This window comes from Kitasatospora sp. NPDC022856, assembly GCF_055561235.1.
This window is the reverse complement of record NZ_JBVHHE010000020.1, coordinates 1-23585: the sequence shown is the minus strand read 5'-3', so window position 1 is coordinate 23585 and position 23585 is coordinate 1. Positions and strand designations below refer to the sequence as shown.

Annotated in this window: 13 protein-coding genes and 1 rRNA gene; 3 read left to right on the top strand and 11 right to left on the bottom strand. The window is 73.3% G+C overall.

Going from position 1 to position 23585, the window contains the following annotated elements:
* Positions 1-285 precede the first annotated feature (285 nt).
* Complete coding sequence (locus tag ACZ34W_RS24720; protein WP_465607134.1) at positions 286-5073, top strand: ATP-dependent helicase; 4788 nt, start codon at positions 286-288, stop codon at positions 5071-5073.
* Positions 5074-5173: 100 nt separating this feature from the next.
* Here the strand turns inward: ACZ34W_RS24720 and ACZ34W_RS24715 are convergent, their stop codons facing one another.
* From ACZ34W_RS24715 to ACZ34W_RS24675, 9 genes are all read right to left on the bottom strand, one after another.
* Positions 5174-5455 (bottom strand): hypothetical protein, encoded by a 282-nt coding sequence (locus tag ACZ34W_RS24715; RefSeq protein WP_465607132.1) that lies wholly within the window; start codon positions 5453-5455, stop codon positions 5174-5176.
* Positions 5456-5509: 54 nt separating this feature from the next.
* Positions 5510-5878: a helix-turn-helix domain-containing protein gene (locus ACZ34W_RS24710; RefSeq protein WP_329489809.1), complete on the bottom strand. Its 369-nt coding sequence runs from the start codon at positions 5876-5878 to the stop codon at positions 5510-5512.
* Between the two features lie 383 nt (positions 5879-6261).
* The gene (locus tag ACZ34W_RS24705; protein ID WP_329492264.1) at positions 6262-6732 is read right to left on the bottom strand and encodes a CinA family protein; all 471 of its coding nucleotides are present in this window, start codon (positions 6730-6732) and stop codon (positions 6262-6264) included.
* Positions 6733-6839: 107 nt separating this feature from the next.
* A complete protein-coding gene (gene pgsA / locus ACZ34W_RS24700; protein WP_329489808.1) occupies positions 6840-7478 on the bottom strand; it encodes a CDP-diacylglycerol--glycerol-3-phosphate 3-phosphatidyltransferase in 639 nt (212 codons plus the stop codon).
* Entirely contained in the window at positions 7475-8947 is a 1473-nt protein-coding gene (gene rimO, locus ACZ34W_RS24695) for a 30S ribosomal protein S12 methylthiotransferase RimO (protein WP_329489807.1), read from the bottom strand. The genes pgsA and rimO overlap by 4 nt, the downstream gene beginning before the upstream one ends.
* A 96-nt stretch (positions 8948-9043) precedes the next feature.
* Positions 9044-9907, bottom strand: coding sequence for a helix-turn-helix domain-containing protein (locus ACZ34W_RS24690; protein ID WP_329489806.1), 864 nt, complete (start codon positions 9905-9907; stop codon positions 9044-9046).
* A 274-nt stretch (positions 9908-10181) separates the two neighbouring features.
* Complete coding sequence (locus ACZ34W_RS24685; protein ID WP_329489805.1) at positions 10182-12890, bottom strand: DNA translocase FtsK; 2709 nt, start codon at positions 12888-12890, stop codon at positions 10182-10184.
* Positions 12891-13013: 123 nt separating this feature from the next.
* Positions 13014-13649, bottom strand: a complete 636-nt coding sequence (locus ACZ34W_RS24680; protein WP_329489804.1) for a response regulator — start codon at positions 13647-13649, stop codon at positions 13014-13016.
* Between the two features lie 339 nt (positions 13650-13988).
* Positions 13989-18491: a HAMP domain-containing protein gene (locus ACZ34W_RS24675; protein ID WP_465607241.1), complete on the bottom strand. Its 4503-nt coding sequence runs from the start codon at positions 18489-18491 to the stop codon at positions 13989-13991.
* A 570-nt stretch (positions 18492-19061) separates the two neighbouring features.
* Here ACZ34W_RS24675 and ACZ34W_RS24670 point away from each other — a divergent pair.
* Both ACZ34W_RS24670 and ACZ34W_RS24665 read left to right on the top strand, forming a co-directional pair.
* Entirely contained in the window at positions 19062-21623 is a 2562-nt protein-coding gene (locus tag ACZ34W_RS24670) for a SpoIIE family protein phosphatase (RefSeq protein ID WP_329489803.1), read from the top strand.
* 288 nt (positions 21624-21911) lie between these two features.
* A complete protein-coding gene (locus ACZ34W_RS24665) occupies positions 21912-22475 on the top strand; it encodes an acetate uptake transporter (RefSeq protein WP_359806547.1) in 564 nt (187 codons plus the stop codon).
* 81 nt (positions 22476-22556) lie between these two features.
* Here ACZ34W_RS24665 and ACZ34W_RS24660 read toward each other — a convergent pair whose 3' ends face one another.
* Together ACZ34W_RS24660 and rrf are read right to left on the bottom strand one after the other, a co-directional pair.
* Entirely contained in the window at positions 22557-23426 is an 870-nt protein-coding gene (locus tag ACZ34W_RS24660; RefSeq protein WP_465607127.1) for a phosphatase PAP2 family protein, read from the bottom strand.
* 76 nt (positions 23427-23502) lie between these two features.
* Positions 23503-23585: ribosomal RNA gene (gene rrf, locus ACZ34W_RS24655) — 5S ribosomal RNA — on the bottom strand; the annotation flags it as partial.

The following is a 23585-nucleotide window of genomic DNA, read 5'->3' as shown; positions in this document are numbered from 1 at the left end:
GCGGGGATCCGGCGATCACCGGAGGTCCGATGCCACGAGAGGATCAGGTGTCTGAATTATCACCATATGAGCGGATTATCCTTTCTGCCTTTCCGGTGACCCTTCCGACCCCTCCCGACCCCTCCTGCCCCGACTTCGCGACGGCCCGGCACCCCGACGGCCCGGCACCCCGACCCGGCCCCGCGACGCCCCGCCCTCGCGACGCCCCGCCCTCGCGACGCCCCGGCCGACCGGCGCCGCCGCCTCCACCCGCCCCTTGTCAGTGCCACCCGGCACCATGGGGGCATGGCGCCGAAGACCCACCCCCAGCCGCCCGCCGACCCGCTGGCCGGATTCGCCCCGGCCACCCGGGCGTGGTTCTCGGGCGCCTTCCACGCGCCCACCACCGCCCAGGCCGAGGCCTGGCAGGCCATCGCCGGCGGGACGGACGTCCTGGTGGTGGCCCCCACCGGCTCCGGCAAGACGCTCGCCGCCTTCCTCTCCGCGCTGGACCGCCTGAGCAGCACCCCGCCCCCCGCCGAGCCGAAGCGCCGCTGCCGGGTCCTCTACATCTCGCCGCTCAAGGCCCTCGCCGTCGACGTCGAGCGGAACCTGCGCTCTCCACTGGCGGGCCTGCGCCAGGCCGCCGTCCGGCTCGGCCTGCCCGAGCCGGACGTCCAGGTCGGCATCCGCTCCGGCGACACCCCCGCCGCCGACCGGCGCCGCTTCACCACCCACCCGCCGGACATCCTGATCACCACCCCCGAGTCGCTCTTCCTGCTGCTCACCTCCGCCGCCCGGGAGGCCCTGCGCGGCATCGACACGGTGATCCTGGACGAGGTGCACGCCGTGGCCGGCACCAAGCGCGGCGCCCATCTGGCGCTCTCCCTGGAGCGGCTGGACGAACTGCTGGAGCACCCGGCCCGCCGGATCGGCCTCTCCGCCACCGTCCGGCCGGTCGAGGAGGTGGCCCGCTACCTCAGCCCGCGGCGCGGTGCCACCGTCGTCCAGCCCGCCGGTGCCAAGGAGTTCGACCTCTCGGTGGTCGTCCCCGTCCCCGACCTCGACGACCTGCCGCCCGCCCCCGCCACCGGCGGCGACACCGACCGGCAGAGCGGCGGAGCCTCGATCTGGCCGCACGTCGAGGAGCGGATCGTCGACCTCGTCCAGGCCCACCGCTCGACCATCGTCTTCGCCAACTCCCGCCGGCTCGCCGAGCGGCTCTGCAACCGGCTCAACGAGATCGCCTACGAGCGAGCCGCCGGCGAGCCGCTCCCCGAGGCGCACGCGCCCGCCCAGGTGATGGCCGAGTCCGGCGTCGCCAGGGGCGCCCCGCCGGTGATCGCCCGCGCCCACCACGGCTCGGTCTCCAAGGAGCAGCGCGCCCTGGTCGAGGAGGAGCTGAAGGCCGGCCGGCTGCCCGCCGTGGTCGCCACCTCCAGCCTGGAGCTCGGCATCGACATGGGCGCCGTCGAGCTGGTCGTCCAGGTCGAGTCACCGCCCTCGGTCGCCTCCGGCCTCCAGCGGGTCGGCCGGGCCGGCCACCAGGTCGGCGCCGTCTCCACCGGCGTCTTCTTCCCCAAGTACCGGGGGGACCTGGTGCAGTCCGCCGTGGTCACCGAGCGGATGCGGGCCGGCCGGATCGAGGCGCTGCGCATCCCGCGCAACCCGCTGGACGTGCTCGCCCAGCAGCTCGTCGCCATGACGGCGCTGGACACCTGGCCGGTGGACGACCTGCTCGCACTGGTCCGCCGGGCCGCGCCGTTCGCCACCCTGCCGCAGTCCGCCTTCGACGCCGTGCTGGACATGCTGGCCGGCCGCTACCCCTCGGACGCCTTCGCCGAGCTCCGCCCCCGCCTGGTCTGGGACCGGGTGGCCGGTACCGTCACCGGCCGTCCCGGTGCCCAGCGGCTCGCCGTCACCTCCGGCGGCACGATCCCCGACCGCGGCCTGTTCGGCGTCTTCATCGCCGGCTCCGAGGCGGCCGACTCCAAGGCCGGCCGCAAGGGCACCGGCGGCCGCCGGGTGGGCGAGCTGGACGAGGAGATGGTCTACGAGTCGCGCGTCGGGGACGTCTTCACCCTCGGCACCACCTCCTGGCGGATCGAGGAGATCACCCACGACAAGGTGCTGGTCACCCCCGCGCCCGGGGTCCCCGGCCGGCTCCCGTTCTGGAAGGGCGACACCCTCGGCCGCCCGCTCGAACTCGGCCGCGCGCTCGGCGCGTTCACCCGCGAGCTGGGCGCGCTGGAGCCCGCCGCCGCCACCGCCCGGCTCCGGCAGGCCGGCCTGGACGACTGGGCCGCCGGGAACCTCCTCGGCTACCTCACCGAGCAGCGCGCCGCCTGCGGCCACCTCCCGGACGACCGCACCATCGTGGTCGAGCGCTTCCGCGACGAGCTCGGCGACTGGCGGATCGTCATCCACTCCCCGTTCGGCGCCCAGGTGCACGCGCCCTGGGCGCTCGCGATCGGCGCCCGGCTGCGGGAGAAGCACGGTCTGGACCCCCAGGTCATGCACGCCGACGACGGCATCGTGCTCCGCCTCCCCGACGCCGACCTGCTCGACTTCCCGGTGGAGCAGCCGGCGCCGGACGACGCCCCGGTCGGCGCCGACGCCGCCCTGTTCGACTCCGGCGAGATCGAACAGCTCGTCACCGACCAGGTCGGCGGCTCCGCCCTGTTCGCCTCCCGCTTCCGCGAGTGCGCCGGCCGCGCCCTGCTGCTCCCCCGGCGCAGCCCGGGCAAGCGCACCCCGCTCTGGCAGCAGCGCCAGCGATCCGCGCAGCTCCTGGAGGTCGCCTCGGAGTACGGCTCGTTCCCGATCGTCCTGGAGGCCGTCCGGGAGTGCCTCCAGGACGTCTTCGACGTCCCCGGCCTGGTCGAGCTGATGCGGGACCTCGAATCGCGCGCCGTGCGCCTGGTCGAGGTCACCACGCCCGAGCCCTCCCCGTTCGCCCGCTCGCTGCTCTTCGGCTACGTCGCCCAGTTCCTCTACGAGGGGGACTCCCCGCTCGCCGAGCGCCGGGCCGCCGCCCTCGCGCTGGACTCCCGGCTGCTCTCCGAGCTGCTCGGCCAGGCCGAGCTGCGCGAGCTGCTCGACCCGCAGGTCCTGGCCGAGCTGGAGGCGGAGCTCCAGCGGCTCACCCCCGAGCGCCGGGTCAAGGACGCCGAGGGCGTCGCCGACGCCCTGCGGCTGCTCGGTCCGCTCACCGAGGCCGAGCTGACCGCCCGCGGCGCCGAACCGCTCTGGGCCCTGGAGCTCGAAGCCACCCGCCGGGTGATCGCGGTCCGGATCGCCGGCGAGCAGCGCTGGGCCGCCGTCGAGGACGCCGGGCGGCTGCGCGACGCCCTGGGCACCCCCCTGCCGGTCGGCGTCCCGGAGGCCTTCACCGAGCCGGTCAAGGACCCGCTGGGCGACCTCCTCGCCCGGTACGCCCGCACCCACGGCCCGTTCACCGCCGCCGAGGCCGCTGCCCGCTTCGGCCTCGGCAGCGCGGTGGTCGCCGGCACCCTGCAGCGCCTCACCGCCGCCGGGCGGCTGGTCCAGGGCGAGTTCCGCCCGCCCGACGCCCACCCCCTCGTGCCGGACGCCGCACGCCCGGCCTCCAACGACGGCCACCCCGCCACCGTCGAGTGGTGCGACGCCGAGGTGCTGCGCCGGCTGCGCCGCCGTTCGCTGGCCGCCCTGCGCCAGGAGGTCGAGGCCGTCCCGCCGCGCGCCCTGGCCGCCTTCCTCCCGCAGTGGCAGCACCTGGCCGGCCACCGGCTGCGCGGCCCGGACGGCCTGCTCCGGGTGGTCGAGCAGCTCCAGGGCACCGCCCTGCCCGCCTCCGCCCTGGAGCGGCTGATCCTCCCGGCCCGGCTCGCGGACTACTCCCCCGGCCTGCTGGACGAGTTGATGGCCGCCGGTGAGATCGGCTGGTCCGGCGCCGGCGCCCTGCCCGGCAAGGACGGCTGGATCGGCCTGCACCTCGCCGAGCACGCCCACCTGCTGCGTCCGGAGCCCGTCCCGCCCGCCGTCACACCCGTGCACACCGCGCTGCTGGAGGCCCTGGCCGGCGGCTACGGGCTCTTCTTCCGCCAGCTGGTCGCCCAGCTCCCCGACACCCCCGAGACCGAGGTCGTCGAGGCCCTCTGGGACCTGGTCTGGGCCGGGTACGTCAGCAACGACACCCTCGCCCCGCTGCGGGCCCTGCTCGGCTCCGGCCGGACGGCCGGCGCGACCGCCCACCGGGCGCCCCGGGCCACCCCGCGCGGGCGCTACGGCGGCGCGGGCCGGGCCTTCGGCCGGGCCGGCGGCACGCTGCGCGGCGGACCGCCGACGGTGGCCGGGCGCTGGTCGCTGCTGCCCGCCTTCGACGCCGACCCGACGGTGCGGGCCACCACCCAGGCCCAGAGCCTGCTGGACCGGCACGGCCTGCTGACCCGGGGCGCGGTGGCGGCCGAGCGGATCCCGGGCGGCTTCGCCGGGGTGTACCGGGTGCTCGCCGCGATGGAGGAGCGCGGCCGGGCCCGCCGGGGGTACTTCGTGGAGGGGCTGGGCGGCGCCCAGTTCGCCATGGACGGCGCCGCCGACCGGCTGCGGTCCGTCAGCGGGCGGCTGGAGCGGGCCCGGGCCGCCGAGTGGCCGGCCGGTCCGGCGGCCGAGCCCCCGCAGGTGCTGGTCCTGGCCGCCGCCGACCCCGCGAACGCCTACGGCGCCGCGCTGCCCTGGCCCGACCCGCCGGGCACTGCGGCACCCGGTGCCGAGCGGGCCACCGCGGCCGGGGAGGCGCCGAAGGAGACCAAGGAGGCCCGGGAGGCCAGGGCGCACCGCCCCGGCCGCAAGGCCGGCGCCCTGGTGGTGCTGGTCGACGGCGAGCTGGGCCTCTACATCGAGCGGGGCGGCAAGTCCCTGCTGGCCTGGCCCGAGGACGAGGCCACCCTCTCCGCCGCGACGGCCGCGCTGGCCTCGGCGGTCCGCGCGGGGGCGCTCGGCAGCGTCACCGTCGAGCGGGCCAACGGCGTGCCCGCGCTCGGCTCCCCGCTCGGCGCCGCCCTGGAGGAGGCCGGCTTCCACCCCACCCCACGGGGCCTGCGGCTGCGGCCCTGACCCGCCCCGGGCCCGGGGAACGGCGGGCGCCCACCGCCGGGCACGGCGAAGGCCGCGAGGCGGAGAACCACCTCGCGGCCTTCGCACCGCATCACTGCGCTCACCCGATCGGAGGCTCTGCCTCCATCCGGGCCCTCGGCTCACCCGTTCGGCGCGGCTCCGGTCCGGTGGACCAGCGGTCCGCGTGCACCGGGATCAGGCCGAGCCCCCACCCGCCGGCCGCGAGCAGCCCCAGCGCGGCCCCGTCGGCCGGTTGGCCCCGGAGCACCAGCCAGCCGGCGAGAGCGCCCGCCGACATCGGCAGAATCCTGCGCAGACGCCGGGGAACCAACTGCCCCAGCCGTATTCGGGCCTCGGCGAACGTCGTAGCTGCCTTCCGCACGACCGGCCTCCTTCGCTCGCCCCGGGCACCAGGGGCCCGGGCGTCGAGGCCAGGTCAGGCGGCGACCACGTCCATCGCGGCGGCCTTGGGCGAGAGGTTCGCCCGGTCGTTGCCGGGGGCGGGCAGCGGTACCGGTTCGAGCACCGGCCTCAGCAGTTCACCTTCGGAGAGGCTGGACATCGCCGCAAGTTCGGCGAGCGAGAGTTCGTCACTGACCTCGCGCATGACCTCGGACATTCGAACGTCGAGTGCGTCGCAGATCGCGGAGAGCAGCTCCGAGGAGGCCTCCTTCTGTCCCCGCTCGACCTCGGAGAGGTAACCGAGCGAAACCCTGGCTGCTGCCGACACCTCGCGAAGTGTGCGGCCCTGGCGCTGGCGCTGCCGACGCAGTACATCGCCCAGTAGGCGACGGAGCAGGATCATCGGTGCCTCCCTCCTCGGACTGCGGATCGAGATGTCACGCCCCCACCGTACCGCCTTGCCCGCTTCGCGTGCGGGGACCATGGTCGTGTTCACTCTGGGCTGCAAGGCTGTCCCCTCCCCTGTTTCGGTGTCGCACCCCGGCCCGCGGGCACCTCGTCGTACCCTCCGTGCGGCACCGGGTCACCGCCGCGCCACTCGTTCGCCACCTGGTTTCTGCCCCAGGACCTCCGATGTAACACGATCCTCCGTCGACCTCATCCCCGTACGCCAGTTCGGCAGATCTCGGTTCGGTGGAGATCTGCGCCGACGGACCGGTCCGGACACCGGGGGCGGAGCCTTCGACGGTGCGGGCCGTACGGCGGGAACCGAGGGTGAGCAGCTGGTCAGTGCGTGGACGCACCGGACGGGAGCCGCCCGACGAGCAGCTCCAGAGCGGCGGTCACCGCTCCGTGACGGATTGTGGCACGGTCCCCCGACAGTCGCGGCGAACTGACCCGACTTCCCCCCGGACCGGCCAGTGCGAGGTGTACCGTGCCCACCGGCTGTCCGTCCTGCGGATCCGGGCCGGCCACTCCGGTGGTCGCGAGCCCGTACGTGGCCCCCAGCAGCCGGCGCACGCCCTCGGCCATCTGCCGGGCCACCAGCGGGTGGACCGGCCCGTGCACGGCCAGCAGCCCCTCGTCGACGCCGAGCACCGAGGCCTTCAGCTCGGTCGCGTACGCGGTGACCGAGCCGCGGAAGGTCGCGGACGCCCCGGGGACGTCGACCAGCGCGGCGGCCAGCAGCCCGCCGGTGAGCGACTCGGCGACCGCCAGCGTGGCGCCCTCCCCGCGCAGCGCGGCGTGCGCCTTCAGCGCCGCCGCCTCGTAAGCAGCTCCGACGTCGCCCGCCCCGGAGTTGCCCGCCCCGGAGTTGCCCGCTCCGACGTTGTCCGCTCCGAACCCCACCCCGTCCGCCTCCCTCACCGGCCGGCGCGCTCCGCGGCCAGCCCCTCACGGCGCAGGCGCAGCGCCTGCCCGACGTAGTCCAGCGCCGTCCCGACGGTGAGCAGCACCGCGAGCGCCATCAGCACGGCCCGCGCGGTGGCCAGCCAGCCGGTCAGCTCCAGGACGTACATGCCCACCGCGATGCCCTGGGTGAGCGTCTTCAGCTTGCCGCCCCGGCTGGCGGGGATGACCCCGTACCGGATCACCCAGAACCGCATGACGGTGATGCCCAGCTCCCGGGCCAGGATGACGACGGTGACCCACCACGGCAGGTCGCCCAGCACCGAGAGGCCGATCAGCGCCGAGCCCATGATCGCCTTGTCGGCGATCGGGTCGGCGATCTTCCCGAAGTCGGTGACCAGGCCCTTGCGGCGGGCCAGCTCGCCATCGAACAGGTCGGTGATCATCGCGACCGCGAACGAGGCCCAGGCCACCGCGCGCCACTTGGGGTCGTGGCCGCCGTCGGCGAAGAGCAGCGCCACGAAGACCGGCACCAGCAGCAGCCGGAGCATCGTGAGCATGTTCGCGATGTTCCAGATTCCCGGCGCCGGCGGGGCCGCGGCCGCCGGTCTGCCCGGGTGAGCCGCGGCCGGAGCGCCGGGCCCCTTGGTCATTCCCCGGCTCCCGGGGCCTGGCCGACCCGGACCTGCTCCAGCGCCTCGGCGATCAGGTCGACGCCCTCGCTGGCGACCACGCGGGCCCGGTAGAACCGGCCGACCTGCGGGTCGGCCACCCCGGTGAGCGTGGTGAGGCCGTCCGTCTCGGGGGCCTGGTGGGCGGCGCGGCCCTCGACCAGGTCGCCGTCGACCGACTCGATCAGCACCTCGACCTCGGTCCCGATCCGCTGCTCGGCCCGCTGGGCGGTCATCTCCTCGGCGAGCCTGGAGAGCCGGTTCAGCCGGTCCGCCACCACGTCCTCGGGCAGCTTGCCGTCGAAGGTCGCCGCCTCGGTGCCGTCCTCGTCCGAGTAGCCGAAGACGCCGATCGCGTCGAGGCCCGCGTGCGTGACGAACCGCTCCAGCTCGGCGAAGTCCTCCTCGGTCTCACCGGGGAAGCCGACGATGAAGTTGGAGCGGGCGCCGGCCTGCGGGGCCTTGCCGCGGATGGTCCCGAGCAGCTCCAGGAACTGGTCGGTGGAGCCGAACCGCCGCATCCGGCGCAGCACCGCGGGTGCCGAGTGCTGGAACGAGAGGTCGAAGTAGGGCACCACGTCGGCGGTGCCGGTCATCGCGTCGATCAGCCCCGGCCGCATCTCGGCGGGCTGCAGGTAGGAGACCCGGACGCGTTCGACGCCCTCGATCGCGGAGATCTCGCCGAGCAGCGTCTCCAGCAGCCGGATGTCGCCGAGGTCCTTGCCGTAGGAGGTGTTGTTCTCGCTGACCAGCACCACCTCGCGGACGCCCTGCGCGGCCAGCCACTGGGCCTCCTGCAGCACGTCGGAGGGGCGGCGCGAGATGAACGAGCCGCGGAAGGCCGGGATGGCGCAGAAGGAGCACCGGCGGTCGCAGCCCGAGGCGAGCTTCACCGAGGCGACCGGGTTGTCGTCCAGCCGCTTGCGCAGGGTGCGCGGGCCGGAGGCCGGGGCGAGGCCCTCGGGCAGGTCCTCGGGGGCCCCGTGGCCCGGCAGGGCGACCTCGGCGGCGGCGGCCTGGCGCTCGACCGGGCTCAGCGGCAGCAGCTTGCGGCGGTCGCGCGGCAGGTGCGGGGCGTGGTGGCCGCCGGACAGGATGGTCTGCAGGCGGTCGGAGATGTCGGAGTAGTCGTCGAAGCCGAGCACGCCGTCCGCCTCGGGCAGCGCGTCGGCCAGCTCCTTGCCGTACCGCTCGGCCATACAGCCGACCGCGACGACGGCCTGGGTGCGACCGTGCCCCTTGAGGTCGTTGGCCTCCAGCAGGGCGTCGACGGAGTCCTTCTTGGCGGCCTCGACGAACCCGCAGGTGTTGACGACGGCCACGTCGGCGTCGGAGGCGTCGTCGACGAGCAGCCAGCCGTCGGCCTCCAGTCGCCCGGCGAGTTCCTCGGAGTCCACCTCGTTGCGGGCGCATCCGAGCGTGACAAGGGCGACAGTACGGCGTTCAGGCATAGGGCCAAGATTAACGCGCGGCCTCCGGTGCCGTTCGCCCCGGAGGCCGCGCGCCTCGGATTACCAGATCTTCACCGGGGCGCACGGCCCCTGCCATCAGCCCGCCTGCGGGTCGCCGGGGGTGTACGTGACGTGCACCACCTGGCCGTTCTTCCCGGCCGGACCGAGATCCTTGCCGTTGACGTACACATGCACGGCACCCGCGTTGCCGATCACCAGCTTGATCTGCTTCGGGTCGGTGAAGGTCTGGTCCTGGCCTTCCTCGATGTTGTTCTGGAACAGGGACTTGCCGCTGCCGTCCAGCGCCGAGACCCAGCTGGTGTCCTTCTCGGCGACCAGCTTCACCGTGACCTTGTCGGCCGGGGCGGCCGCGATCGCCTCGGCGCTGGGCGCCGGGGCCGGCGGCTGGACGCTCGGTGAGGCGACGGGCGCGACCGAGCCGGTGCCGGACCCGCTGGGCAGCGGCGCGCTGGCCGAGCCGGTGGTCGAGCCGCCGGTCTTGCCGCTCACCAGGTTGAAGCCGATCAGGGCGACCACCGCGAAGATCGCGGCCACCATCGCGGCCGTCCAGTTCGGGCGGCCGCGGCCGGGCACCTTGATCGGCCCGCTGTCGATCAGCTGGGTGGGCCGCTTGCCGGCGGGGGCCCCGCCGTGCGCGGCGTCGTACCGGGCGACCAGTGCCTCGCCGTCCACGCCGACCGCCCGGGCGATCGCCCGGATGTGGCCCCGGGCGTAGAAATCGCCACCGCATCGGGCGAAGTCGTCCTCCTCGATGGCATGCACGATCGGCACCCGGACCCGGGTGGCGGTACTCACCTGATCGACCGTGAGTCCGGCGTCGATCCGGGCGACGGACAGCACCCGGCCGATGCTCGGGGCATCGGCCGCGTGGTCCGGCTCGCCGGACAGCTCGGCGGAGGACGGAGCGTTCTCGCGATCGGGGGACTTGCCGATGGTCACGGTGCACGCCTTTCGAGCGGATGGCCACCTGCTGGAGAACAGTCTAGGGGCGGAGGAGGATCGTTTCTCAAGCGGAGCAGGACCGAATGCGCACGCCCATCCGGGCACGGTTCCGATCGTCCACTGACCGACAGTCAGGACGGGGGCCGACGAACCCGGAGGCCGCTCTTGCGCCCTGTGACGCGGTGCACGTTCGATCGGTTCCGCGCACCGCGCCTACCCTCCTCCGAACGAGTGAACACCCGCAAGGGCACGCACCGTCCGGGGCGGCCGGTCAGCCCCGGATGGCGATGAGCACGCCGTCCAGCTCGTCCGGTTTCACCAGGACGTCGCGGGCCTTGGAGCCCTCGCTCGGGCCGACGATCCCGCGCGACTCCATCAGGTCCATCAGCCGGCCCGCCTTGGCGAAACCGACCCGCAGCTTGCGCTGGAGCATCGAGGTGGAGCCGAACTGGGTGGAGACGACCAGCTCGGCGGCCTGGATCAGCAGGTCCAGATCGTCGCCGATCTCCTCGTCGATCTCCTTCTTCGGCCCGCCGCCGACCGTCACGTCGTCCCGGTAGACCGCCGTCAGCTGATCCTTGCAGTGCTGGACGACGGCGGCGATCTCGGCCTCGGTGACGAACGCGCCCTGCATCCGGACGGGCTTGCTCGCGCCCATCGGGAGGAAGAGCGCGTCGCCCTTGCCGATCAGCTTCTCCGCGCCGGGCTGGTCGAGGATGACCCGGGAGTCGGCCATCGCCGAGGTGGCGAAGGCCAGCCGGGACGGCACGTTGGCCTTGATCAGACCGGTGACCACGTCCACCGAGGGCCGCTGGGTGGCCAGCACCAGGTGGATGCCGGCCGCGCGGGCCAGCTGGGTGATCCGGACCACCGAGTCCTCGACGTCGCGCGGGGCGACCATCATCAGGTCGGCCAGCTCGTCGACGATCACCAGCAGGTACGGGTACGGGGTCAGCTCGCGCTCGCTGCCCAGCGGGGCGGTCACCTTGCCGGCCTTCACCGCCGCGTTGAAGTCGTCGACGTGCCGGAAGCCGAACGCGGCCAGGTCGTCGTAGCGCAGGTCCATCTCGCGCACCACCCACTGGAGGGCCTCGGCGGCCTTCTTGGGGTTGGTGATGATCGGCGTGATCAGGTGCGGGATGCCCTCGTACGCGGTCAGCTCGACCCGCTTGGGGTCGACCAGCACCATCCGGACCTCGTCCGGGGTGGCCCGCGCCAGGATCGAGGTGATCAGGCAGTTGATGCAGGACGACTTGCCGGCGCCGGTCGCGCCGGCCACCAGGATGTGCGGCATCTTGGCGAGGTTGGCCATCACGGTGTGGCCCTCGACGTCCTTGCCCATCCCGACCACCATCGGGTGGGTGTCCTCGGCGGCCGTGCGCGAGCGCAGCAGGTCCCCGAGGTTGACCATCTCGCGGTCCCGGTTGGGGATCTCGATGCCGACCGCGGACTTCCCCGGGATCGGGCTGATGATCCGCACGTCCGGGCTGGCCACCGCGTACGCGATGTTCTTGGCGAGCGCGGTGATCCGCTCCACCTTGACGGCCGGGCCCAGCTCGACCTCGTAGCGGGTGACCGTCGGCCCCCGGGTGAAGCCGGTGACCTTGGCGTCCACCTTGAACTCGCCGAAGGTCCCGGTGAGCTGGGCCACCACCTCGTCGTTGAGGGCGCTGCGGGCCTTCGCCGGGCCGCCGCGCTCCAACAGGTCGAGCGGGGGGAGCGCGTAGGTGACGTCGCCGGAGAGCTGGAGCTGCTCCATCCGCACCGGGGCCGGGCCGTGCTCCTCGGGGGCCGCCTGGCCGCCGCTGCGGGCGGGCGGCACGGCGGCCTCCTCCGGCGGGGCGGTGCGGTCCTGCACCTGGTGCATCATGTCCGCCACCGCCGAGGAGGCGGGCACCCCGTAGACCAGCGCGCCGTCCAGGTCCGCGGCGGCCCCGGCGGCGAGGTCGCGGGTGGCGTACGGGTCCACCGGGTCCTCGCCGAACGGGTCCTTCGCGAGCAGGTCGGGGACGCCGGAGGCGAGCTCCGGGTCGTCCAGCTGCTTGCGGCGGCGCCGGCGACGGCGGGCACCGACCTCGTCCGGCGGAGCGAGACCGTCGATCTCGACGCGGTACGGCAGCGCCGAGGGGTCCGCGTCCTCCGGCGGCTCGGTGGAGAACTCGCGCTCCGGCGCACGCCCCTCGGCGAAGGCGTCCTGCGGGCCGGGCTCGACCACGCCGAGCCGCACCCCGGCGGCGCGCAGCCGTTCGGGGATCCGGTTGACCGGGGTGGCGGTGGTCACCAGCAGGCCGAAGAAGGCCAGCAGCAGGAGCAGCGGCACCGCGAGCGGCGGCCCGGCGGCGGCCATCATCGGGGTGGAGACGGCCCAGCCGACGATCCCGCCGGCCGCCCTTATCCGGGTCGCGCCGCTGCCCATCATGGGCGCGCCGCAGCCGATGTGGACCAGTCCGAGCACGCCGACCACCAGGGCGCTCAGACCGATCATGATCCGCCCGTTGGCCTCCGGCAGCTCCGGGTGGCGCATCAGCCGGACCGCGACCAGGGCCAGCAGGAACGGCACCAGCACGTCCAGCCGGCCGAAGAGCCCGGAGACCACGTTGGTGGCCGCCTCGCCGAGCCAGCCCTGCGGGCTGAACCAGGTGCCGGCGGCGGTGACCAGCGCGAGCGCGAACAGCAGCAGGCCCACGCCGTCCTTGCGGTGCGCCGGGTCGAGGTTCTTGGCGCCGTCGCCGAAGCCGCGGAAGACCGCGCCGACGCTGTGCGCCAGGCCGAGCCAGACGGCCCGGACGGCCCGGAAGAGTATCGGCCTCGGTGCCGGCGGGGCGGGCGGCGCGGGCTTGGCCGCCGCCTTCTTCGCCGGGGCGGCCTTCTTGGCGGCCGCCTTCTTCGCGACCGGCTTGGCCGGAGCCTTCGCCGCGGCCTTCTTGGACGGTCCCGGACTCGGGTTGCGTGCCGCGCTTCCGGGCGTACGTGTGGCCATGGCTCAGCAGCCTACCGGGGCCGACCAGCTGTGCCCACGTGCCGAGCCGGGGCGCCCCGCCGTGTCGCAGACACACCGTCACACCGCCCCGGTTTCACCCGGACGGGTGCGCGCGGGCGGCCGCTACTCCACCCCGGGACGCAACGCGTCCAGGGCCCGCCGCAGACCCGCCAGCTTGCGCTCCAGATGCGCCGCGGTGGCGGCGACCCCGCCGTCCTCGGTGCCGTCCAGCTGCTTGACGAGCGCCTCGGCCTGCTCCTCCACCGACGCCAGCCGCGCCGACAGCTCGCCGAGCAACGCACCGCCGAGGGCAGGCTGCTCGCCGCCCGCCTCCAGTTGCAGGCGCAGCAGCGCCGCCTGCTCCTTGAGCTGGCAGTTCTTCATGTAGAGGTCGACGAAGACCGAGACCTTGGCGCGCAGCACCCACGGGTCGAAGGGCTTGGAGATGTAGTCCACCGCGCCCGCCGCGTAGCCGCGGAAGGTGTGGTGCGGCCCGTGGTTGAGCGCGGTCAGGAAGATGATCGGGATGTCCCGGGTGCGCTCGCGCCGCTTGATGTGGGCGGCCGTCTCGAAGCCGTCCATCCCGGGCATCTGGACGTCCAGCAGGATCACCGCGAAATCGTCGGTGAGCAGCGCCTTGAGCGCCTCCTCGCCGGAGGCCGCCCGTACCAGCGTCTGGTCCAGCGCCGAGAGGATCGCCTCCAGCGCCAGCAGGTTCTCCGGCCGGTCGTCGACCAGGAGGATCTTCGCCTTCTGCATTACGGCCCGCCCTCCTGTCGCCTGCCTGCCTGGGGAAGGCACTCGCACACTGCCCACCACTACCCCGGTCATGCTAGCCGCACCCCCTCGCCCGGCACACCGCCCCGTCGCAACCTGGTCCGGGGCAACGCGCACCCAGTGCCCCGGCGCACGCTCACCAGCGAGTCGCCATCCGGTCACTGTTCGCAACGATCGGTGACCCTACCGGGTTCCCGGCCCTCCCCGCCAGCAAAGCACGCCCCGAAAGGCGCGAACCCCGGAGCGGACTCCGAGGTTCGCGCCCCCACGACCCGGTGGGGCACCGGGCGGCGGGGGCGGGCCCGGCCGCGGAGGGCCGCGTCAGGACTTCCGCGCCGACAGCCACTCGTGCATCACGGTGAGCAGGTGGTCGGTCTCCACCGGCTTGGTGATGTGGTCGGTGGCACCGGCCTCCAGGGACTTCTCCCGGTCGCCCTTCATCGCCTTGGCGGTCAGCGCGATGATCGGCAGCCCGGCGAACTGCGGCATCCGGCGGATCGCCTCGGTCGTCGCGTAGCCGTCCATCTCCGGCATCATGATGTCCATCAGGACCAGCGCGACGTTCTCGTGCTGCTCCAGCATCTCGATGCCCTCACGGCCGTTCTCGGCGTACAGCACGGTCAGCCCGTGCTGCTCCAGGACGCTGGTGAGCGCGAAGACGTTGCGGACGTCGTCGTCCACGATCAGCACCTGCTGACCGTCGAAGCGGGTGTCCACCCGGGACGGCTGGTGGGCCGCCGGGCCGCCGGACGGCGGCCGGCCCTCGATCGGTGCCTCCAGGGCCGCACGACGGCGCTCCACGGCGCCGCGGCGGCGCTCCTCCGCGAGTTCGCGGACCTCCTGGGCCCAGTGGTCCGCCGGGTTCTCGCCGACCGGGACGGGCGTGCCCGCCGGGGTGACGCCGACCGCGGCGCGGAGCGTCGGGGCGTTCGGCGCGGACGGCGGCGCGACCTCCCCGCCGTCGGTGCGCAGCGGCAGGTAGAGGGTGAACGTCGAGCCCGCGCCCAGCTCGCTCTCGGCGTGGATCTCGCCGCCGAGCAGCCGGGCGATCTCCCGGCTGATCGAGAGCCCGAGACCGGTGCCGCCGTACTTGCGGCTGGTGGTGCCGTCGGCCTGCTTGAACGCCTCGAAGATCTCCCGCAGCTTGTTCTCCGGGATGCCGATGCCCGTGTCGGAGACCGAGAAGGCGATCAGCGGGTCGTCCGGGCCCTTGATCGCGCCAGCCTCCAGCAGCCGCTCGCGGACGTGCTGCGGGACGTCGGGACCGGCCGGGCTGATCGAGAAGTCCACCGCGCCGGAGTCGGTGAACTTGACCGCGTTGGAGATCAGGTTCCGCAGCACCTGCTGGAGCCGCTGCTCGTCGGTGTGCAGGGTGACCGGCAGCGCCGAGGAGACCCGGACGGCGAAGTCCAGGTTCTTGTCCAGCGCGACCGGCTGGAAGGTGGCCTCCACGTAGTCGACCAGCTGCACCAGGGCGATCCGGGACGGGCGGACGTCCATCTTGCCCGCCTCGACCTTGGAGAGGTCCAGGATGTCGTTGATCAGCTGGAGCAGGTCCGACCCGGCGCCGTGGATGGTGTCGGCGAATTCGACCTGCTTGGGCGAGAGGTTGCCCTCGTTGTTGTCGGAGAGCAGCTTGGCCAGGATGAGCAGCGAGTTGAGCGGGGTCCGCAGCTCGTGCGACATGTTGGCGAGGAACTCGCTCTTGTAGCGGGAGGCCAGGGCGAGTTGCTCGGCGCGCTCCTCCAGGACCTGCCGGGCCTCTTCGATCTCGCTGTTCTTGATCTCGATGTCGCGGTTCTGCTGGGCGAGTTGCTCGGCCTTCTCCTGCAACTCCTCGTTGGTCCGCTCCAGTTCCTCCTGACGCGCCTCCAACTCGGCCGATCGCATCGAGAGTTCGGCGGTGAGCCGCTGGGACTCCAGCAGCAGGCCCTCGGTCTTGGTGTTGACGCTGATGGTGTTGACCGTGACGCCGATCAGATCGGCGATCTGGTTGAGGAAGTCCAGCGCGACGGTGGTGAAGGAGCTGAAGGTGGCCAGCTCGATCACGCCCAGCAGGCGGCCCTCGAACAGCACCGGCAGCACCACGATGTGGGCCGGCGAGGCCTCCCCGAGGCCCGAGGCGATCTTCAGGTACCCGGGCGGGGCCTCCTTGAGGATGATCGAGCGCTTCTCCACCGCCGCCTGGCCGATCAGCGACTCGCCGGGCCGGAAGGTCGTCGGCATCGCCCGCCGCTGGTAGCCGTAGCTGCCGATCAGCCGCAGCACGGTGTCGTTCTCGTCGTCGTCCTCGGTGATCAGCTCGGCGGTCCGGCCGGCCGGCTGGGCCAGGAAGAACGCGCCGTGCTGGGCCGAGACCACCGGGGTCAGCTCGGTCATGATCAGCGAAGCGACCGCCTCCAGGTCCCGGCGGCCCTGCAGCAGGCCGGAGATCCGGGCCAGATTGGTCTTCAGCCAGTCCTGTTCCTGGTTGGTGCGCGTGGTCTCGCGCAGGTTGGCGATCATCTGGTTGATGTTGTCCTTGAGCTCGTCGAGCTCACCGGACGCGTCCACGTCGATCCGCAGCGAGAGATCGCCCCTGGTCACCGCGGTGGCGACCTGGGCGATCGCGCGCACCTGCCGGGTCAGGTTGTTGGCCAGCTCGTTCACCGACTCGGTGAGGTCCTGCCAGGTGCCGTCCACGCCGGGGACGCGGGCCTGCCCGCCGAGCCGCCCGTCGGTGCCCACCTCGCGGGCCACCCGGGTCACCTCGTCGGCGAACGCCGAGAGCTGGTCGACCATGGTGTTGATGCTGGTCTTGAGCTGCAGGATCTCGCCGCGCGCATCGACGTCGATCTTCTGCGAGAGGTCGCCGCGGGCCACCGCCGTGATCACCAGGGCGATGTTGCGGACCTGCCCGGTGAGGTTGTTGGCCATCAGGTTGACGTTGTCGGTCAGGTCCTTCCAGATCCCGGCCACGCCCGGCACCCCGGCCTGGCCGCCCAGGATGCCGTCGGTGCCGACCTCGCGGGCCACCCGGGTCACCTCCACCGCGAAGGCGGAGAGCTGGTCGACCATCGTGTTCAGGGTGCCGGCCAGCGCGGCGACCTCGCCCTGCGCCTCGATGTCGATCTTCTTGGAGAGGTCACCGCGGGCCACCGCGGTGGCGACCTCGGCGATGTTGCGCACCTGGCTGGTCAGATTGGACGCCATGAAGTTGACGTTGTCGGTCAGGTCCTTCCAGATGCCCGACACCCCGCGGACCCGGGCCTGGCCGCCCAGGATCCCCTCGGTACCCACCTCGCGGGCCACCCGGGTCACCTCGTCGGCGAACGCCGAGAGCTGGTCGACCATCGTGTTGACGGTGGTGACCAGCTCCAGGATCTCGCCGCGGGCGTCGACGGTGATCTTCTTGGAGACGTCGCCGCGCGCGACCGCCGTGGTGACCTCCGCGATGTTGCGGACCTGGCTGGTCAGGTTGTTGGCCATCAGGTTGACGCTGTTGGTCAGGTCCTTCCAGGTGCCGGAGACCCCCGGCACGCTCGCCTGACCGCCGAGGATGCCCTCGGTACCGACGTCCCGGGCGACTCTGGTCACCTCGTCGGCGAAGGCGCCCAGCTGGTCCACCATCGTGTTGATGGTGTTCTTCAGCTCCAGGATCTCGCCCCGCGCGTCCACCTGGATCTTCTGCGACAGGTCGCCCTTGGCCACCGCCGTCGTCACCTGCGCGATGTTGCGCACCTGATCGGTGAGGTTGTTCGCCATGAAGTTGACGTTGTCGGTGAGGTCCCGCCAGACCCCGGCGGCGCCCGGCACCTGTGCCTGACCGCCCAGGCGGCCCTCGGTACCGACCTGGCGGGCCACCCGGGTCACCTGCTCGGCGAAGCCGGAGAGCTGGTCCACCATCGTGTTGATGGTGTTCTTCAGCTCCAGGATCTCGCCCCGCGCGTCCACCTCGATCTTCTGCGAGAGGTCCCCGCGCGCGACCGCCGTCGTCACCTGCGCGATGTTGCGCACCTGGCCGGTCAGGTTGTCGGCCATGAAGTTCACCGAGTCGGTGAGGTCCCGCCACACCCCCGCGACGCCCGGGACCTGCGCCTGGCCGCCCAGGCGGCCCTCCGTGCCCACGTCCCGGGCCACCCTGGTGACCTGTGCCGCGAAGCCGTTCAGCTGGTCCACCATGGTGTTCACGGTGTTCTTCAGCTCAAGCATCTCGCCGGCCACCTCGACCGTGACCTTGCGCGAGAGGTCGCCCTTGGCCACCGCCGTGGTCACCTGGGCGATGTTGCGCACCTGCGCGGTCAGCCGGCCGGCCATCGTGTTGACCGAGTCCGCGAGGTCCTTCCAACTGCCCGAGACGCTGCGCACCTTGGCCTGGCCGCCCAGCTTGCCCTCGGTACCGACCTCGATGGCCACCCGGGTCACCTCGTCGGTGAACTCCGACAGCTGGTCCACCAGCCCGTTGACCGTCCGGCCGATCTTCAGGTACTCGCCGCGCAGCGGGTGGCTCACCCCGTTGCTGTGCAGCGAGCGCAGCTCCATCTTCTGGTCCAGGTCGCCCTCGGCGATCGAGGCCAGCACCCGGCCCACCTCGGCCATCGGCCGGGCCAGGTCGTCGATCAGCGCGTTGCAGTTGTCGACGGCCGCCATCCAGGCGCCCTCGCCCGCACCCGTCTCCAGCCGCTCGTTCAGCCGGCCCTCACGGCCCACCGCGCGCCGGACCCTGGCCAGCTCACCGGTCAGGTGCTGGTTCCGCTCGGCGACCTCGTTGAACACGGCGGCGATCTCGGCCAGCGGACCGTCGCCGGGCACGGTCAGCCGCCGCCGGAAGTTGCCGTCGCGCATCGCGGTCAGCGCGGCCAGCAGCTTGCGCAGCTCCGCCGGCTCGGCTCCGCGGCTGTGGTTCGCTCGCCGGCCGGCCGCGCTCCGCGGCGCGGCCCCGGGCCGCACACCGCGCTGGGCAGGCGGCGTCGTACCGGTTGCGTCCTTGGTGGCCGAACTCAACGGGCCCCTCCCAGATCGTGAACTGTCCGGTGATCCCCCGTGCCCCGTTTTCGGGGCGCGAAGCCACACCGGTCGGCGCTACAGCGTCCCGGTGACCTCGCGGACCACCGGAACCCGCATCGACCGTACTGCTCCCACGGGCGTCACGGACCCCCCAGTCTGGCAGCACCGGCGCCGGGTATACGGCCGGTTGCGCTCGGTTGGTACCGCCCCGACCGAAACAGGTGGGCAGAATCACCCTCAGGTGCCTGTTTCGGCGCCCCGCCCCCACGGGGAACCAACCGGAAAGTAGGGTGGGGCGCTGCACCGGGCCACGACCCGCCCCAGCGCCGCCGCTCACCCCGCCGGCGCCCACGGGGAGGTCGCCGCCGCACCCGGGCAGCCAGGCCAGAGCAGAGGAGAAGTGGCAACGTGGTCACCGCGCGCGCAGCCGCCACCTTCGAACCGGTCGGCCGGTCGGCCTCGGCCGCCCGCTCGTTCGTCCGGGACGCGCTGCTGGGCTGGGGCCTGCCCGAGATCGTCGACGACGCCGTGGTCCTGGTCAGCGAACTCGTCACCAACGCCGTGGTGCACGCCGGCACCGCCGCCGAGGTCTGCTGCCTGCGCGAGGAGGAGACCGTCCGGATCGAGGTGACCGACCACCACCCCGAGCGCGGCCTGCCGTCCTTCGCCGACGTCCCCGTCACCGCCTCCGAGCGCTACGCCGACCCCGACGGCGAAGGCGGCCGCGGCCTGTTGATGTGCTCCGCCCTCGCCGAACGCTGGGGCGTCGAGTACTCCGCCGGCCGCAAGACCGTCTGGTTCCGGCTCGCCCTGCCCGCCCACGTCACCGGCACCCGCTACGCCGTCCCCGCCACCCCGGGCAGCGAACTGCCCAGCAGCGCCGGACCGGTCCACGTCGCCGTCGTCCAGCTCGACGACGACGGCCGCGTGCTCGCCTGGAACCCGGACGCCGAGGCGCTCTTCCAGCACCCCGCCGACACCGTGCTCGGCCGCCCCTGGGCCGACCTCACCGTCTGGCCACAGGGCCCCGGCACCGGGCTCGGGCTGGCCGCGACGCTGCGGCTGGCCCGCTGGGAGGGCAGCTACGGCCTGCGCCACGCCGACGGCCGGACCGTCGAGGTCTACGGCCTGCAGGTCCGCATCCGCGACACCGAGGGCGTCCCGTCCACGCTCTGCCTGCTCGTCCTCGAACCCGACCGCGCGGTGCTCCGCTCGCCCGCCCGGGCGCTGCCCGGCGACAAGCCCGACCCGACCGGCTCCCGGCTGGACCTGCTCGCCGGTCCCACCGCCACCGACGACCTGGACACCCTGCTCCAGCGCACCGTCGAACGCGCCCGCGACCTGCTCGACGGCGACGCCGCCTACCTGCTGCTCACCACCGACGACGAGACCGAGTTCGAGGTCCGGGCCGCCACCGGCCTCACCTCCGGCCACCGCCGCCACACCCGCTTCCCGGTCGGCACCGGCAACCGCTACGACTCCGCCCGACTGCCGTCCGTCCACGAGGACCTCGCCACCCGGCCGACCGGTCTGCCGGTGCTCAGCGACAGCGGCATGCGCTCGCTGCTCACCGTCCCGCTCAAGGTCGAGGGCCGGCTGATCGGCTCGCTGGGCATCGCCGCCGCCGCGCCCGGCCGCTACGACAACGAGGACGCGCTGCGCCTGCAGTTCGCCGCCGACCGGGTCGCCCTGGCCATCGAGAGCACCCGGCTCACCGAGCTCGAACGGCTGCGCCGCGGCTCGCTCTCCTTCCTGGTCGAGGCCTCCGACCTGCTGGCCGGCACCCTGGAGCACGAGCAGACGCTCGCCCTGATGGCGCAGATGGCCGTCCCCACCCTCGCCTCCTGGTGCGCCGTGTACACCAACGGCGACCACGGCGCCCCGGCCTCCCTCGCCTTCGTGCTGCACGAGGACGAGGACCGCATCGACCCGCTGCGCGCCCTGCTCGACAAGACGCCCGCCCCGGACTCCGGACCCACTCACGGCGCCCGCTTCTGGGCGGCGCCGGCCGAGACCGCGCGGACCGGCGGGCTTTCCGCGAACCCCGAGCTCTCCGGCCTGCTCGGTGAGACGGTGGTCCTGCCGCTGGCCGCCCGCAACCGGGTCATCGGCCTGCTCGCGCTCGGCGTCCCGGCCGGCGTCCGGTTCCGCCAGGAGATCCTGGAACTCGCCGAGGACCTCTCCCGGCGGGCCGCCCTCGCCCTCGACAACTCCCGCCTCTACTCCGAGCGCACCGCCACCAGCCAGGCGCTGCAGCGCAGTCTGCTCCCCCCGGACCTGCCCGAGATCCCGGGCGTCGAGGTGGACGTGTACTACCAGGCCGCCGGCGAGGGCAACGAGGTCGGCGGCGACTTCTACGACCTCTTCACCATCCGCGAGGGCACCTACGGCTTCGCCATCGGCGACGTCTGCGGCACCGGTCCCGAGGCCGCCTCCGTCACCGGCCTGGCCCGGCACTCGCTGCGGCTGCTCGCCCGCGAGGGACTGGACGCCCCGCAGGTCCTCAGCAGGCTCAACGCGGCCATCCTGGACGAGGGTTCGCGAAGCCGCTTCCTCACCCTGCTCTACGGCGAGCTCACGCCCCGACCGGACGGCAGCACCGAGCTGTCCATGGTCTGCGCCGGCCACCCGCTGCCGCTGCGGCTGCGCACCGACGGCCAGGTCGACCGGGCCGCCACCCCGCAGCCGCTGCTCGGCGTGATGGAGGAACTCGACCTGACCGCGGAGCACTTGGTGCTCTCCCCCGGCGAGGTCCTGCTCTGCGTCACCGACGGCGTGACCGAACGCCGCGAGGGGTCGCGGATGCTGGGCGACGACGGCCTGGCCGAGGTGCTCACCGGCTGTACCGGGCTGACGGCCGGTGCGGTCGCCCTGCGCGTGCAGCGGGCGGTCGAACGCTTCGCGCCGGAGCCGCCGTCCGACGACATGGCGATCCTCACCCTGCGCGTCCCCACCCAGCGCCCGGGCTGACCGAGTCTGCTCACCCGGGGTCCAACCATGAGCGTTCCACAGCTGACGACGCCACAAATTGTGTGATTCACAAGGGTACAAGCTGGTCCGGCCGGGTACACCGATCTCACCGGGGAATCCCCCGGCGGGGACACGACCAGCAGTTCTTCGCGCTGGCCCATCATTCTGACCGCAGCCGTCGCACCCTCCTGTGGTGCGCCCTCGGCGCGGTCGCGCGCATCCACCTCATCGAACATCCTCCTGCGGTTCACAGCGCCCTGCGCGCGCCCAGAGTGAAAGGAGCCTCCGGTGAGCAACGAAGCTACCGGGGCACTGAACGCCCGCTCCACCGGAGCCGACGCGGGGAACCTCGGTTACCTCGCCCTCGGCCTGACCCTCCTCGCCTACGGCCTCCTCTCCACTGGCATCTTCAGTGGCACCGGGGTCGGGGACTCCGCCCGTCTCGCCCACCTCCTCGGCGGCCTCACCCTGTTCATCGCCGGCCTCTGGCAGCTCCGGGCCGGCGAGGGCTTCACCGGCACGGCCTTCACCAGCCTGGGCGCCTTCTGGGCCACCTGGTCGGCCGCCGGCGGGGCCGGCAAGAACGCGGCTGGCCTGTTCCTGCTGCTCTGGGCCCTGCTCGCGCTCACCCTCACCGCCGCGAGCTGGAAGGCCGGCTGGTTCAGCCGCGCGGTGTACGGCCTGCTGACCGTCTCCCTGGTGCTCTCCGCCATCGCGACCTTCGCCACCTCCGGCGGGCTCGCCAAGTTCGCCGGCTGGGTCGCCGCGGCCTCCGGGCTGGTCGCCTGGTACTGGGCCACCGCGGCCATGACCAACAGCGCGTGGGGCCGGGTGGCACTGCCGGTCAAGTAACACCCGACACGCGAACGCCGGTGGGCCGGACCTCCCTTCCGGGGAGGTCGGGCCCACCGGCCCGTGCTGCTCACGCCCCGGTCAGCTCCCGGTGGTGACGTGCTCCCCGGCCTGGGCTCCGGCCACTGCGGCGTCCGGACCGGACGCCGCCCGGCGGGCCCGCCGGCGGCCGCAGGCCGCCTGGACCGCGTACGCGAAGAGCAGGATCACCACGGCCACCAGGCCGTCCGCCCAGAAGTGGTTGGCCGTGACCACCACCACCGCGACGGTCAGCACCGGGTGCAGGACCACCAGCCAGCGCAGCGGGCTCGACGACACCCTGATCACCGCGACCGCCGCCAGCACGCACCAGGCCACGTGCACCGACGGCATCGCCGACAGCTGGGCGACCTTGACCATCCCGCCGACCGCGCCGCCGTACACCGACTGCCCGTACTCGGCCGCTACGTCGACGAACCCCTCCTGCGGCAGCATCCGGGGCGGCGCCACCGGGATGAACTGCACCGCCAGGCAGATCGCCGTCGTGATCACGACCGTGTTCCGCACCCACGGGTAGCGGGCCCGGTGCCGCACGAAGACCCAGAGCAGCACCGCGATCATCACGGTGAAGTGCATCGACGCGTAGTAGTAGTTCGCCGCCTTCACCACGGCCGGACACGAGGTCACGGCCGCCTGCCAGGAGGCCTCGTCCGGCAGGCCGATCGCCAGCTCCGTCCGGTGGATCCAGCTCGCCCGGTCCAGCGCGTGCTCGGCGCTCATCAGCGAGAGGTGCCCCACCAGCTGCCAGAGCGCGAACAGCGCCAGCAAGGTGCCGGCCTCCCGCAGCAGCGCCGACAGTGGTGCGCGCCGCACCCGGGCGGCCGCGTACGCGCCTCCGTAGAGAGCGACCGCGGCGCCCCCGGCGGACTGCCAGGTAAGAGTCAGGTTCTGCAACGGTTCGCGCCTCTCCACCGAGCGGGTTGTGCTGGGGAGACGTTAACGCAAAAAGACCCCCTCCCGAACGGGAGGGGGTCTTTTTGGAATGATTGTTCGGCGGCGTCCTACTCTCCCACAGGGTCCCCCCTGCAGTACCATCGGCGCTGTGAGGCTTAGCTTCCGGGTTCGGAATGT